Genomic DNA, 14465 nt, shown 5'->3' with positions numbered 1-14465 from the left:
CGGGTTAGGGGGTTTCGCCTGCCAGCTCAATATCGTCCGTATCGGGCAGATAGGGGGCTAGCGGCGGTAGCTGGTCAATACTGTCAAGTCCAAGTTTCTCTAAAAACAGGTCGGTGGTAGCGTAGCGGCGGGTGCCCGTCTCCGGGTCGGGGTCTGTCTCAGCAATCAGCCCGCGGGTGAGCAGGGTTCGAAAAGACGAGTCCGCACTCACGCCGCGGATATGGGCCACATGGCTTTTGGTCACCGGCTGCCGGTAGGCAACTATGGTCAGTGTCTCCATGGCCGCCCGCGGTAGTTTCGCGGTGGTCTTACCCACCAGGAATCTGCCCACCCAGGGACTAAAATCTGCCCTGGAGTAGAGGCGCCAGCCGCCGGCTATCCGCCTCAGCTCGAATCCGCGCGGTTCGTGGATTTTCTCGCCGTCATCAAACCCGCTGTAGTCGCGGTAGAGTTCATCGAGCGCGGCCTCAACCCGTGCCTCTGAAACAGTGAGTGCCGCCGAAAGGTCGCGCACGGTTACCGGGGTATCAACGACTGCCAGAACCGCCTCTACCGCCGCTTTAACACCTCCCGGTTGCAGCTCCACCCCGACCGCAGAGTCCTGAGCGGTAGCGGTGGGAAAATCACTCTGCTCCTGCGCATAGGTCTGCGTCTTCTCGGGCTCTGCCCGGGGGGTGTCGGGGGTGGGCCTGTCCGCGGTGCTATCGGTACCGTTATCGGTCACGGGGTACCTCCTCCTTTCCGGCTATCCTTCTCGAGTGAGAGATCACTGGCGCTGACCAGCACCTCTGCCCGGGGCTCATGCTGGCTGACCCGCACCAGATCACGGTTGAGCAGCTCCAGCAGGGCAAAAAGACGCACCACCGCAATCTCAAACTCTTCGCTACCGGATAGCAGCGCCGCCAAAGAAAGCTGCGGTGACGCGGCAAGCCGGTCCAGAATCACCTCTTCCTGCTCAGCGATAGAGGTCAGCGGCGGTACCAGATGGTCCAGATCGGTTACCCGCCGCTCTTCCTCACCAGCCGGCTGCGCCAGTACCCTGGCCGCTATACGGGCAAAATCCTCCGCACCCACGGTAAAAACCAGCTCGGGTAGAACCTTCGCAAACTGCGGAGACAGCACCGACCGGGGAAAACACCCGCTCTCTTGCCGGTAGCGGTTTTCAAGCTCTGCGGCAACGTCACGGTAGGCGCGGTACTGCAGAAGCCTGGCAAACAGTAGATCCCGGGCCTCCAGTAGGGCAGTACCTGTCTCCGTATCTGAGGTGCCGCGCGGTAGAAGCCGCGCAGCCTTAAGATCAAGCAGGGTAGCAGCAGTCACTAAAAAATCGCTGACCTGTTCCAGGGTTGCGGCCCCGCCATCGTCGGGGAGAAGCTGCAGGTAGGAGAGAAACTCATCGGTGACCTCGGCGAGTGCCACCTCGGTAATATCGAGTTTTCTGCGCGCAATGAGGGATAGCAGCAGGTCAAAGGGGCCCTCAAAATTTTCAAGAACCAGCGAAAAACCGCCGGTCTGCGCGGCCTTCTTTCCCGCTGAAAGTGTTGTCGGTGCCATCACGGCAGCGTCCTTCTTTCTAGGGTGCTCCCCCGCGGCTGATCAGTTCGCGTGCCAGCTGCCGGTAAGAGTCAGCGCCGGGGTGGTTGGAAGCGTAGGAAAGGATAGGTTCCGCCGACACCGTGGCGTCGGGGAACTTCACGGTCCGCTTGATAACCGTGTCAAAGACCGTATCGCCAAAGGCATCGATGATGCGGGCCAGCACCTCTTTAGAGTGCAGGGTGCGCGAGTCGAACATGGTAGCCAGTACGCCGTCGATCTGCAGTCCGGGGTTGAGCCGGTCCTGGACCTTCTCGATCGAATCCACAAGCAGGGCTACAGCACGTAAAGCAAAGAACTCACAGATTAGCGGGATAATCACGCCGTGGCTAGCCGTGAGAGCATTCACGGTGAGCAGTCCCAGGGAGGGCTGGCAGTCGATCAGGATAACATCGTAGTCATTTTCAACCCTGCGCAGCGATGAGGCGAGTACCTGTTCGCGGGCGACCTCGTTCACCAGCTGCACCTCCGCCGCCGAAAGGTCGATATTTGCCGGGAGCAGGTCAATATTTTCAACATCGGTGCTTTGAATAACATCGTAAATATCGACTTTACGATCCATCATTACATTGTAGACGGTCAGGTCAAGCTCGTGCGGGTTAGCACCAAAACCCGCCGAGAGGGCACCCTGCGGGTCAAAGTCAACCAGCAGCACTTTGCGGCCGCACTCCGCCAGAGCTGCCCCCAGGTTAATGGTTGAGGTGGTCTTTCCCACCCCGCCCTTCTGGTTGACCATAGAGATGATACGGGCGGGTCCGTGCTGGCTCAGCGGTGCCGGGTCGGGGTAAACCTTCAGCGGCCGCCCGGTGGGGCCAAGCTGCGGCTCATGGGGGGTCTTGGTCACTAACTTCACCTTTATTCGTTGTAGCGAAAAAATTGCTCTCGTCTACTAGGGTACAACCCGCGGTCAAACGCGGGTACTGTTTCTGCCCAGTGTGCCGGTGAGAACAGTATCCGGCTCTCTTAAGATCCCGAGTAGCCTAGCCACCGGGCTAGCGAACAAAAATCCCCAGCCAGAGAAAAACCAGGCCGGCGGCAATCACCAGAAGCGCAATCAGCGGCCGAAAATTGTAGGATCCGATCCGGTCAAAGGTTGCGGTGAGGACATCGGCAAACGCGGGATAGCGGTCCCAGGCAAAGATAATAAGCGCATAGGGGCCCAGCAGCCCCACCAGAAAAACGCAGTAGACCGACACCTGAACCACCGGTAGACTACTGACCCCGGCAAGCACACGGCTGGTCACATACATGGTGGCAACACCGCTGGTTCCGGCCAGCGTGTTAGCAAACCCCAGCAGAAAAGCATTGCCGGCAGAAAGCGTGCGCACCCCCCGACTCTTTTTCTCTTTGCGCGGCCTTCCCCGCCGAAACCACAGCCACAGGCCGCTCACAAGAAGCAGCACACCGGCAAGAATGTCTATCCCCCGCTGGAGCAGTATCCTGTTGACCTGACCCCTCAAATTTTCAACCAGCACGGTGGGGTTAAAAGGGATAAAAAGAAGAATAAGCAGGGTTGAGGCCCCGGCAACACCCAGGGCAATCCACCGTACCGCCCTCACCGCGTCTTTATCACGCACCAGGGTGTGGACGGTTATCCCGTAGGCGGTGGGGCTGAAACTCATGATCAGACCCAGCACGAGCATATAGGGGATAGCTCCGGCCAGGTGCAGCCAGTTAACGGTGGCGTTCATGAGACTCCTCAAGGGCTCGGGGATGCGTTTCGGTAAAAACTTGACGCAGGGTGTCGGCGGTTACCCTGGTATAGATCTGGGTGGTTGTCACCGAAGAGTGACCCAGCAGCTCCTGCACCACCCGAATGTCGGCGCCACCTTCCAGCAGGTGGGTGGCGTATGAGTGGCGGAGGGTGTGGGGGGAAATCTCTACGTCAAGCCCGGCTGCCTCAGCAGCTTTTTTAAGAATCAGCCAGGCCCCCTGCCGGGTGAGCCTGCGCCCGCGCGCATTGAGGAAGAGAGCAGCCGTGCCCGCACCGCGTGCGGCAAAGCCCGGCCGGGCGCGCACCAGGTAGTCATCAAGTGCCTTCACGGCAAAAGACCCCACCGGCACTATCCGCTCTTTATTGCCTTTACCGAACAGGCGCACCGCCGCGCTGTCCCCTATCCCGCTACCCGAGTGCAGAGACAGGTCATCAAGATCAACGTTGATCACCTCCGATATACGCGCGCCGGTGGAGTAGAGAAACTCCAGGATCGCGCGGTCCCTCAGACCGGTAGGTGTCCCCGTGTTTGCGGCCTCCAGCAGGGTGGTCACCCGGTCGACGGATATAGCCTTGGGAAGCCGGCTTCCGGTCTGCGGCGGATGCACCGCCACCGCCGGATCCACGAGAGTAATCTTTTCGGTGAACCAGAAACGGTGTAGCCCGCGCACCGCTACAATCGCCCGGGCCACGCTGCGGGCACTGGACCGCCCACCAGCGGATACGGGGGCCTGAGCAAGGTGGGCAGAAAAATCTCTCACGTGCTTTTTGCTGATAGCCCGCGGCTCAATCACCCCCACCGTGTGCAGGTAGTCGCGGTACTTGCCCAAATCACGGCGGTAGGACTCCAGGGTGTTACGGGCCAGCCCCCTTTCCAGGGCCAAATACTGCAGGTAGCGCTCCATCTCCCGGGCAATCCTCTCCGAGGCCGGCCGCTTCTGAGCCAAGGGTTAGAGACCCTCTGCCGGCCGGAGTTCGCCCCTAAAATCAGCGGAACGAAAACCCGGGTGCGCCCGAAAAGGGGCATCTGCCGGGTACAGGGTGTCCAGCCCCCGGGCCAGTGCCGCAGACACCGCAAGGATCGCGTTAGTTGCGGCAGCGTTATGGATCCTCCCGGCCAGCACCGCCTCCACGGCCTCGTCAATATTCACCCAGCGCACCACAATCTCAGATTCTTCCCGCTCGCGGGTTTCACGCTCAGACGGGTCTATCCGCTCGATACCGCGGGCCAGAAAGATACGGCACACCTCCCCCGTGCCGCCGGGAGAATTATAAAACTCCATGAGACTCGCCCAGTGGCTGGCCCGCAAAAAAGTTTCTTCGGCTAGCTCGCGGGCGGCCGCAGCCTGCGGCTCCTCACCCTCCACATCGAGCAGCCCAGCCGGAACCTCCCACAGGTTAGCCCGCACCGGATGCCGGTACTGGTTAATGAGTAGAATCTGATTTTGATCGTTGAGAGCCGCCACAGCCACCGCACCCGGGTGCAGCAGAAAATCTCTGTCAAAAGATTCCCCACCGTCCTCCAGGGACACCCGCTCGCGCACCACATCCCACACATGGCCGCTAAACTTGGTCTCCCTGGATACCACATAGCGCGGATTAAGAATATCGGCTATCGTTTCTTGCCCGGTGGCCACCTCGGCAGCATCGAGCCGGGGCGCGTCACCGACATCATCGTAGAAATGCATCCCGACAATTTTACACGAGTGTCAACCTCTGTGGCGCCTCCCCGGAGAAACGGCAACCGGCTAGAGTTCCCTGCCCATCTCTATCAGCTCGCGGGCGTGCTGCCGCGCTGAGGACGAATGCTCCTGCCCAGAAAGCATACGCGCCAGTTCCACCACTCGCTCTTCCTCGGTGAGCACCTGCACTTGAGAAAGCGACGCATCGTCGTTTTTGAGAACCAGAATATGCTGATCGGCAAAGGCGGCAACCTGGGGTAAGTGGGTTACCACCAGCACCTGCACACGGCGGGCGAGCATGGCCAGCCGCCGCCCAATTTCTACAGCAGCCTTACCGCCCACCCCCGAGTCAACCTCATCAAAGATAAAAGTGGGGACCGGGTCCACCTCCGCAAGCACCACCTCCAGTGCCAGCATGACACGGGAAAGCTCACCGCCCGAGGCCCCCCTACCCAGGGGTCGAGGCTCAGCTTTACGGTGCGGTTTCAGCAGAAAAGTAATCGAATCTTTTCCGCTCGCACCAAATTTTTCGGTCTCCTCTACCGCCACCACCACGGAAGCGTTGGGCATGGCCAGTGCGGCCAACTCGGCAGTCACAGCCGCCGCCAGTTTCTGCGCGGCCTCCTGCCGAATCCTCCTCAGCTCCAATGCCTGGGCACCCAGCTTTTCGAGCAGCTGAGCCAACTCTGCCTCCAGGGCCTCCTCGCGGGCCGGGTCATCGCTCAAGCTCTGCAAACGGGCGCGTGACTCCTCTGCCCAGTCCAGAACCTCGGCAACGTTGGCACCGTATTTGCGGGTGAGGCCGGTCAGCTGGGCGCGGCGTTCTTGTACCTGGGCCAGACGCTGCGGCCCCTCGGTGTCCAGCGACGACGAGTACGCCGAGACCTCCTCCGCAATATCGGTCACCTGAATCAGCGCCTCGTTGACCCGGCGCGCCAGTTCGGCCAGCTGACGGTCGTTATCTGCACCCTGCACAAGCGAGGAGTGCGCCCGGTCAAGTAAGGCCATCACGTTGGGGGCATCGGTGTCGTATTCGGATCCGGCCAGCACCTCCGACGCCCCGGCCGCCGCCAGGCGGAGGCTCTCCACGTTGGCAAGTTTTTGCGCCTCAGCAGCCAGGTCCGTGTCCTCACCGGCCACCGGTGCTATCGCGTCTATCTCGGCTAACGCCCCCTGAAGGGTCTGGGCCTCCAGCGCCCGCGCGCGCGAATTTTCCCGCACCTCGCGCAGCTCGGTGGCGGCCTGCCGATAGCGGTGGTAGGTATCCAGGTATTGCTCTTTGAGACGGGCCAGCGCGGGGCCGGCATAGGAGTCGAGGGCACGACGCTGCTCGGCGGCAGACTTGAGGCGCAGCTGGTCCGACTGCCCGTGCAGGGCGATCAATGTGTGTCCTATATCGGATAGCCGTCCGATCGGGGCTGAACAACCGCCCACGTGCGCCCTCGAACGCCCCGCCGCGGATACGGTTCGGGCCAGCAAGAGTTCACTGCTGTGGTCATCGATATGTTCGGTTGACCCCCCGGCATCTTCTGCTAGGGCCAGTGCGGGGTGGTCAGAGGGTAGGCACAGTACCGCCTCAACCAGGGCTTTATCTGCTCCACTGCGCACCGCACCGGCATCACTGCGAGCCCCCAGGAGCATACCGAGGGCGGTAACCACCATTGTCTTACCGGCCCCGGTTTCTCCGGTGAGCACGGAAAGCCCCGGCCCCAGGGGTAGGCGGGCATCGGTGATGACACCCAGATCACGGAGGTGGATTTCTTCGATCACTGTTGAGGTCTTTCTCGGCTAGTTGTCGGGGTTTGTGGTGCTGTCGATGGGTCCGCGCCATCCGCTCGTGGGTAGCTCAAACTTGGCCACCAGCCGCTCAGAGAAAGGCGCAGGGTGGATTCTCGCCAGGCGCACAGACTTTTGTGAGCGCGCCACCTCTATGCGGGATCCCGGCGGCAGGTCACGGGTTCGGCGGCCGTCGCACCAGAGCACCCCCGACACCCCGCCGACGGGGAGCATCTCCACCGCCAGGGTTGAGGTGGGTGCGGTCACCAGCGGGCGGGAGAAAAGGGTGTGGGCGCTGAGCGGGACCATGAGCATGGCTTCAACTTCGGGCCACACCACCGGGCCGCCCCCCGAAAAGGCGTAGGCGGTAGACCCGGTGGGGGTAGCCATCACCACACCATCGCACCCGAAGGTGCTCAACGGGCGTTCGTCGACCTCGATCACCACCTCGATCATTTTCTCCCGGTTGCCTTTTTCCACACTGGCCTCGTTCAACGCCCAGGTTTCCAGGAGTTTCCTGTGCCCGTTCCACACCCGAACATCGATAGCCATGCGCTCCTCCACCTCGTATTCGGCGGCGACAATGCGCTCAACGGTCTCGGTCAGGTCTGATTCTTCCGATTCGGCCAGAAAACCGACGTGCCCCAGGTTAACACCGACCAGGGGGATCTCGGTGTGGCGGACCTTTTCGGCCGCACGCAGGATAGAGCCGTCTCCGCCCAGCACAATACCCAGTTCGATATTCACCAGGGCAACGGTTTCACGCACCACCTCAACCGGTACCGGCTGACCCCAGTTCTCGCGGAGGGACTCAAGATCCGCCCGCTCCATCACGGGGGTGAGACCCGCCCGGTAAAGCTGCGTGCACACGCTGCGGGCCGCCCTGCGGGCCTCATCGCGGCCGGTGTGGGCGAAAACCAGGATTTTGCGGTCCTGTAGACTGCCTGACGCAGCCTGTGTGGCCGAATTCTTTGAAGTAGTCACGTCTCCTAGGGTATTGCACTTCGGCTTTTTTGGATACAAAACACCCCGATATTCGAAAGAATATTCGAATACTAGTGTTTGCGGCAGTAGAGGAAGAACTCGCGGTTACCGTTATGGCCCGCGAGAGGGCTGTCTGCCACCCCTTCCACCTCCAGGCCGCTGTCGCGCGCCGAGCAGGCCACTTTCTCCACCGCCTCGGCCCGCACGTGAGGATCCCGCACCACCCCACCGCTACCGAGTTTCTGCCGGCCCACCTCGAACTGGGGCTTAACCATGAGTAGCAGCTGGCCCCCGCTTTCGGTGACCGCGGCCAGCGCCGGGATCACCAGGGTGAGAGAAATGAAGGAAAGGTCTGAGACCGTAAGCTGCACCTGTCCCCCAATATCGTCGGCCTTGAGGTAGCGCACGTTCATGCCCTCGTGGACCTCTACCCTGGGGTCGGTTCTTATTTTCGGTGCCAGCTGATGGTGCCCCACATCGACGGCAACAACGCGTTGGGCACCCCGGCGTAGTAGAACGTCGGTGAACCCGCCGGTGGAGGCCCCAGCGTCGAGGCAGCGCTTGTGCGCGGGGGTAATCTGCGGAAAAGCGTGCAGGGCACCGGCAAGCTTGTGCCCTGCACGGGAAACGTATTCGGTCAGATCCGTTGCGGTCACCTCGATGCTGTCCTGCGGACGTACCGGGAAAGAGCTTTTGCTCACAACCACCCCGTTGACCCGCACTGCACCGTCGGCAATGAGTTTGGTGGCGAGAGTCCTTGACCTGGCGAGCGAGCGCTGCACCAGTTCCCTATCCAATCTCACCGGTGACATTCTAGCCCTCGGTGTCCGTATCGTGCAGTTCTGCGTCGAGCCGCTGCTGTATCTGCGAGTAGCGGTTTATCCTCTCCACCGGGTCGAGTGACAGCACCGCCTCAAGCTCTTGTTCGAACTGCTCATAGTCGTCGGCGGTATCCTCCGCGGATTCTTTCTCAGCCACGGCGGATCTCCCGCGGAGAAACCTGCCGAGTAGTGTCGGGGTTGGCCGCCCACCAGGCGCAGCAACTGACCCGCCAGTAGTTAGCCTCAGTACCCGTGCCGGTAACGGTTACGATACCGTCTTCGACGGTCGCCTCGAACCCGGCCCCGCGCGCACGAACACGCCCTCGACCGGTATCCACCCGAATATCCGGGTAGTCGGTAAAAAGGTCAGCGAGAGTTTCAAGAATATAGGTGGGCCGTTCTTTTGGCACCGCAGAAAGAAGGGAGCGGTAGGTTTCCACACCGGTCATCACTGCCGCGGTAGCCATTCCTGCCCGATGTCCGCCCTGTATGTCGGTGTCAAGCCGGTCACCCACCACCAGGGGGTTCACGCTGTTGAGTTTCTGCGCACCCGTCTTAAAGATTGGTGCCCGGGGTTTTCCGGCCACCAGCGGGTTTCTTCCGGTGGCGGCTGCCACGGCCGCCACCAGGGTTCCGTTACCGGGCGCGATCCCCCTCTCCTTGGGAATGGTGAGATCGGTATTGGAGGCAACCCAGAGCACTTCTTGATCTGCCAGCGTGTACGATGCCTCAGCAAGGTCTTCCCAGACTATACGGGGATTGAACCCCTGGACAACCGCCCGCGGCTCCTCAGCCTGGGAATAGACCGGCTCAAAGCCGGCCTCCCGCACACAGTCGGCCAGGGCCGGGGCCCCGCACATAAGCACCCGGGAGCCCGGCGCAATACGGTCTTTGAGAAGTTCTGCGGCCGCCTGGGCCGAACTGATCACGTGGTCAGGGTCGGTTGCGACTCCCAGGTCCTGAAGATGCTGGGCCACCGCGTCGACGCTGCGCGAGGCGTTGTTGGTAATAAAAGCCACCGAAACACCCAGCTGCTGTGCCCGGTTGAGCGCCGCGGGTGCTCCCTCAATCGCAAAGGGTCCGGCGTAGACCACACCGTCGAGGTCGCTCAGAATTGCATCGTGATGATCGAGGAGCATGCTAGGCTTCTTCGGCTTCGGTCTTGACGGAATCAGCCCGCTCAGGCTCAAGAGCTGCTTCATGTTCAAAGAGCTCGGATTCACCGTAGATATCAAAGATTTCAGGTTCGGCAAAGTCTCCCTGTCCCAGGGCCGCCTCTGTCATGCGGGCCAGTCTGCGCCAGCGCGCCGACTCCGTGTCGCGGCCGACATGGTCGAGGAGATCTGCGTAGGCGCTAAAGAGGCGGGGGCTGTAATCGTATCCGCGCTTGCTGTTGAGCTCAGGAATTTCGAGGGCCTCCAGTGCCGCGGCAGTATTTCCCCGGTCCCGCTCGATACCCGAAACTACCAGGGCGATCTCTACCCGTTCGGCGGGCTTGAGATCCAGTTCTTTGGAGTCAGCGGCAAGCTCAAGCGCCTTGTCGATACGTCCCAGTGCCCGTTCGCTGTCGATGAGGAGGGGAAGGTGCTCGTTGGACCCGCTGATACGGCGATGGGTGCGGAGCTCGCGTAGCGCCATCTCAAAATCTTCGGCAACATAGGCGGCCACACCGGCCGCCTCACGCACCGAGCTGATACGGCCGGCACGGCTGGTCGCGTAGGTGGCGTGCTGCAGGGCAAAGCGGGGGTCAATATCGAGATAGCGTCCGGCCATGACCAGGTGTTTGGCCACATTTTCTGCGTTATCTTTTTCAAGGGCACGTAGCTCGCGCTGCACCGAAAAGTCTAGTTCTTTACCGGTAATATCGGTGTCGAGGTCGGGGGCTGCCGGTTTTGAGGGCCGATAGCCGCTACTCTTACCGGTAGCAGACGCCGCAGCGTTTTCGCGGGCGCTTCGACGTTTTTGCCCGCCGCGCTGATGCTTGTCGTTTCCCGGGCGGTTGGTCCCGCGCCTGTCTCGTTGCGTGAAACCGTCCCTACGGCGGTGGGCGCCTCCCCGGTCGGCTGATTCGCGCTGCGGTGTGTCAGACAAATGTGCTCCTCTATGGTTGGGGCGGTGTGAAAGCGCCTCACAATGGCTGAATCTCATTCTAGCGCGGCTACTCTACCGGGACCAAGGCACACGGAGGTGCCGACCGCTACCGGTGGGTGAGAAGCTATCCCAGCTCGATAACCGCGGTGTTCTTCTTCCCCCGGCGAATAATCGCGTACTTACCCAGGAGAAGATCATCGGTCTCCACCCGGGAATCTTCGCCGGCAACCTTGACCTTGTTCACCGAGGCACCGCCCTCCTTCAGGATACGGCGCGCCTCGGATTTAGAGGCGGCAAGCCCCGTCTGTAACAGCACGGTGACCATATCAAGCTGATCCCGCCCCAGCACCGCGTGCGGTAGCTCTGCGGTAGCGGCAACCAGCGTCTCCTCGTCAAGATCAACCAGCTCCCCCCTCCCAAAAAGAGCCTCGGAAGCGGCAATCACCTTCTCGGTCGCCTCCAGCCCGTGCACCAGCGATGTCACCTCGTAGGCAAGCGCCTTCTGCGCCAACCGCCTATGAGGCTCCCGCTCAACAGATCCCTCAAACTCGGCTATCTCGGCACGGGTCTTAAAAGTAAAGACTTTAAGACGATCAATAACATCGGCATCGGCGGTGTTAAGCCAGAACTGGTAGAAGGCGTAGGGGGTGCACATCGTCGGGTCCAGCCAGATAGCGTTCCCCTCGGATTTTCCAAACTTGGTGCCGTCGGCGTTCGTAATCAGCGGGGTACCGATAGCGTGCACCTGCTTACCGTCGGTCTTACGAATCAGCTCGGTACCCGACGTCAGGTTACCCCACTGGTCGGATCCCCCCGTTTGAAGAGTACACCCGTACCGGCGGTTGAGCTCCCGAAAATCATTACCCTGCAAAATCTGGTAGGAAAACTCGGTGTAGGAAATTCCCTCGTCGGAGTTGAGTCGCTTGGCCACGGTCTCTTTTTTAATCATGGTTCCCACACGAAAGTTCTTACCGATCTCACGCAGAAAATCAATGGCCGACAGCCCGCTTGTCCACTCCAGATTATTCACCATGCGGGCGGCATTTTCACCCTCAAAATCAAGAAAACGCTCAATCTGTCGACGAAGGTCAGCCACCCAGCCCTCAACAACCTCCCGCGAATTCAGCACCCGCTCGGCGGTCTGCCTCGGATCGCCAATCAGCCCGGTGGCTCCACCCACCAGCCCCAGCGGCTTATGCCCTGCCAGCTGTAAACGCCTCATCAGCAGCAGCTGCACCAGGTGACCCAGATGCAGGGACGCGGCGGTGGGATCATAGCCGGTATAGAAGGTAAGACTCTCCTCGCTCAGCGCCTTCTCCAAAGCAGACTCGTCGGTACTCACCTGCACCAGGCCGCGCCATTTTAGTTCCTGCCAGATGTTCTCAAAAGAATCATCGTTGTGCTGATGTTCCAGGGTACTCACAGACACCGTTTCTCCATTTCACGCTCGTACGGCAACCCGCAAACGGGATACTGAAAGTGTAACCTATCCGGGATTTAGTCAAACCGGCGGTGCAGCCGCTAGTCCGCCTCCAGCCCCGCCGGAAATTTCTCGGCCCCCATCATGTACAGCCGCTGGGTGGGTCTGGTCATCGCTACGTAGAGATCACCCACCGCGCCGCGGGCCTCCTCCACTATCCGTGACGGCTCAACAATAATCACGGTATCAAACTCAAGCCCCTTCGCCTCCCACGGGGTGAGAACAAGAATCTGGTGTTCGAGAGCTGTCTGAGACGTGCCGGTGCGCCCCCGGTGCGCCCCCGCCACAGCAGAAGCAACCTCACCGTACTGGGCTTGAGAAACAATCACGCCGATCAGCCCCCCGGCGGTAGCCCGCACCTCCTCGGTCACAGTATCTACCACCGCGGGAATCAGCTCCGCCGAGTTCACCCGCCGCACAACCGGCGGCCACTGCCCCCGACGAACCGCCCGCGGAACCTCCACACGGTGCCCGGCAGCACGCGCCACAGCCACCGCCGCATCAGAGATTTGGGCCGGGGTACGGTAGTTAACGGTCAGGTTCTCCACGCTCAAGCGGTCCCCCACAAAAGGCTCAAGGGCCTGCGCCCACGATTTCGCGGCGGCAGCCGACGACGCCTGAGCGATATCTCCCACAATGGTAAAAGACTTCATGGGACACCGGCGGAAAAGTAGCCGCCACTGCATGGGAGACAGCTCCTGCGCCTCATCAACCACCACGTGTCCGTATGTCCAGGTGCGGTCGGCCCGGGCTGCCGTAGCGGCGTCCATCCGCTGGGCGCCGGTCTCGTTGTAGAAAGCGATCTGTTCGGCGGTCACTACACCGTCAACACCCCGGTCTTCCAGCTCATAGTGCACGTTTTCTAATGCCCTGCGGGCATTGTCAAGGTTAGCCCGGTGCTCGGCCTCCGCCCGGGCAGCCGCCGCTGAACCGGTCACCTTACCGAAATCTCCCAGCAACTCTGCCGCCTCGTCGAGAAGTGGCACATCGGCCTCGGTCAACGGTGAGTCAGCCGGGCGCAGAAGCAGACTCCGTTCTGCCGCGGTAAAATTCTTCAGCGCCGAATCCAGATAGTGCCGCTTTGAAAAAAGCGAACGAATCAGTGTCTCGGCAGACAGCGGCATCCAGGCCAGGTTGAGGGCGCGGCGGACATCGAGGGACTCGCGCACATCGTCTTCAAGGTGCGGCCGCTCAACCTCCCGGCCTGCGGCGGCATCGAGTTTCTCCGACAGCTGCTGGGCCAGATCGCGCACCAAAATCTTCACAAAGGTGTCTCGGGCCTCGTTGTGTACTTTCCCGGTGGCCCGTGCCCGATCCCGCGCGTGTCTCACCATCTGCGGGGTCAGCTCAAGGTCGGTGGTACCCACCGTCACGATCTTGGTCGTGGGCAGAGTTTTTTGTCGGTCCCGCACCGCAGCCGCAACCGCCTCAACCATGCGCAGGTCACCCTTGAGCCTGGCCACCTCCGGGTTTTTCTCCTCGACGGCGTGCAGGCCCGGGTACAGGGTGGCCAACGAACTCATCACCACGCCTGTCTCCCCCAGCGAAGGCAGCACCCGCTCGATATACCACATAAAGGAGGCGCTGGGGCCGACCACCAGCACCCCGGCATTGTTCAGTCTCTCCCGAAAAGTGTAGAGCAGGTAGGCGGCCCGGTGTAGCGCCACCGCGGTCTTACCGGTACCGGGGCCGCCCTGGACCACGCGCACACCGGCAAGATCGGCGCGGATAATCCTGTCTTGTTCCGCCTGAATCGTTGCCACAATATCGCCCATACGGCCGGTTCGTTTACGGTTGAGCGCCGCCAGGAGGGCCCCCTCACCGTGCAGGGTATCGGAGCTATCAAGAATGGAGGGGTCCAGCACATCGTCTTCAATACCGGCCACCTGCCGGCCCTCCAGCATGAGGTGACGCCGGCGGCGCACACCCTGCCGGTCGAAGGCTGTCGCCTGGTAAAAGGTTCCCGCCTCCGGGGCACGCCAGTCAATGAGCAGTCTCTGGTGCTCGGCCGTGGCAAGCCCGATTCTGCCGATGTAGCGCCGGGTCCGATCGTCAAAATCGAGGCGACCAAAAACTAGCCTGTGGTCCACCGCGTTGAGCTGGGCCAAACGGTCTTCGTAATGGCTTGCGTAGGCGTCGCGTTCAGAACGATTCTGGTGGGTTCCGCTACCGCCTCTTTTCCGAACCCCGGCGAGCTTCTGCTCAACCTCCTCGCGTGCCCGGTCAAGACGCTCGTAAAGTCTACCCACGTAGGCGCGTTCGGTCTCCAGGGCACGCAGGTAGGCTGTCTCGGCGGTGTCGGTAGGGTGCTCGGTCACGCGGCA

At 61.4% G+C, this 14465-nt stretch carries 14 protein-coding genes; all 14 read right to left on the bottom strand.

The window, feature by feature from the left end:
* Positions 1–4: 4 nt before the first annotated feature.
* The 14 genes from scpB to ACS1BR_RS01600 all read right to left on the bottom strand — a co-directional run bounded on the left by scpB (position 5) and on the right by ACS1BR_RS01600 (position 14459).
* Positions 5–724, bottom strand: a complete 720-nt coding sequence (gene scpB / locus ACS1BR_RS01665) for an SMC-Scp complex subunit ScpB (RefSeq protein WP_463559701.1) — start codon at positions 722–724, stop codon at positions 5–7.
* The gene (locus ACS1BR_RS01660) at positions 721–1554 is read right to left on the bottom strand and encodes a segregation and condensation protein A (RefSeq protein ID WP_463559700.1); all 834 of its coding nucleotides are present in this window, start codon (positions 1552–1554) and stop codon (positions 721–723) included. The genes scpB and ACS1BR_RS01660 overlap by 4 nt, the downstream gene beginning before the upstream one ends.
* Before the next feature lie 19 nt (positions 1555–1573).
* Positions 1574–2437, bottom strand: a complete 864-nt coding sequence (locus ACS1BR_RS01655) for a ParA family protein (RefSeq protein WP_463559699.1) — start codon at positions 2435–2437, stop codon at positions 1574–1576.
* 148 nt (positions 2438–2585) lie between these two features.
* Positions 2586–3284 (bottom strand): GAP family protein, encoded by a 699-nt coding sequence (locus tag ACS1BR_RS01650; protein WP_463559697.1) that lies wholly within the window; start codon positions 3282–3284, stop codon positions 2586–2588.
* Positions 3268–4212: a site-specific tyrosine recombinase XerD gene (gene xerD, locus ACS1BR_RS01645; protein WP_463559745.1), complete on the bottom strand. Its 945-nt coding sequence runs from the start codon at positions 4210–4212 to the stop codon at positions 3268–3270. Before xerD ends, ACS1BR_RS01650 begins: the two co-directional genes overlap by 17 nt.
* Before the next feature lie 45 nt (positions 4213–4257).
* Positions 4258–4995 carry an NUDIX domain-containing protein gene (locus tag ACS1BR_RS01640; protein ID WP_463559696.1) on the bottom strand — a complete coding sequence of 246 codons (738 nt, stop codon included), beginning with the start codon at positions 4993–4995 and terminating at the stop codon, positions 4258–4260.
* 60 nt (positions 4996–5055) lie between these two features.
* The gene (recN, locus tag ACS1BR_RS01635; protein WP_463559695.1) at positions 5056–6759 is read right to left on the bottom strand and encodes a DNA repair protein RecN; all 1704 of its coding nucleotides are present in this window, start codon (positions 6757–6759) and stop codon (positions 5056–5058) included.
* A gap of 18 nt (positions 6760–6777) precedes the next feature.
* On the bottom strand, positions 6778–7749 hold the full coding sequence (locus ACS1BR_RS01630) for an NAD kinase (RefSeq protein WP_463559694.1): 972 nt from the start codon (positions 7747–7749) through the stop codon (positions 6778–6780).
* A 71-nt stretch (positions 7750–7820) separates the two neighbouring features.
* Positions 7821–8561 carry a TlyA family RNA methyltransferase gene (locus ACS1BR_RS01625; RefSeq protein WP_463559693.1) on the bottom strand — a complete coding sequence of 247 codons (741 nt, stop codon included), beginning with the start codon at positions 8559–8561 and terminating at the stop codon, positions 7821–7823.
* Between the two features lies 1 nt (position 8562).
* The gene (locus ACS1BR_RS01620; protein WP_463559692.1) at positions 8563–8727 is read right to left on the bottom strand and encodes a hypothetical protein; all 165 of its coding nucleotides are present in this window, start codon (positions 8725–8727) and stop codon (positions 8563–8565) included.
* Positions 8720–9709, bottom strand: coding sequence for an HAD-IIA family hydrolase (locus tag ACS1BR_RS01615; protein WP_463559691.1), 990 nt, complete (start codon positions 9707–9709; stop codon positions 8720–8722). Before ACS1BR_RS01615 ends, ACS1BR_RS01620 begins: the two co-directional genes overlap by 8 nt.
* Position 9710: 1 nt before the next feature.
* Positions 9711–10661 carry a hypothetical protein gene (locus ACS1BR_RS01610; protein WP_463559690.1) on the bottom strand — a complete coding sequence of 317 codons (951 nt, stop codon included), beginning with the start codon at positions 10659–10661 and terminating at the stop codon, positions 9711–9713.
* Positions 10662–10785: 124 nt separating this feature from the next.
* On the bottom strand, positions 10786–12090 hold the full coding sequence (gene tyrS / locus ACS1BR_RS01605) for a tyrosine--tRNA ligase (RefSeq protein WP_463559689.1): 1305 nt from the start codon (positions 12088–12090) through the stop codon (positions 10786–10788).
* Positions 12091–12182: 92 nt separating this feature from the next.
* Positions 12183–14459, bottom strand: a complete 2277-nt coding sequence (locus ACS1BR_RS01600; protein WP_463559688.1) for a HelD family protein — start codon at positions 14457–14459, stop codon at positions 12183–12185.
* Positions 14460–14465 lie beyond the last annotated feature (6 nt).

The sequence above is a fragment of the Rothia sp. 18CD1-1 genome (assembly GCF_055285355.1).
This window is presented reverse-complemented; position numbering and strand designations above follow the sequence as displayed.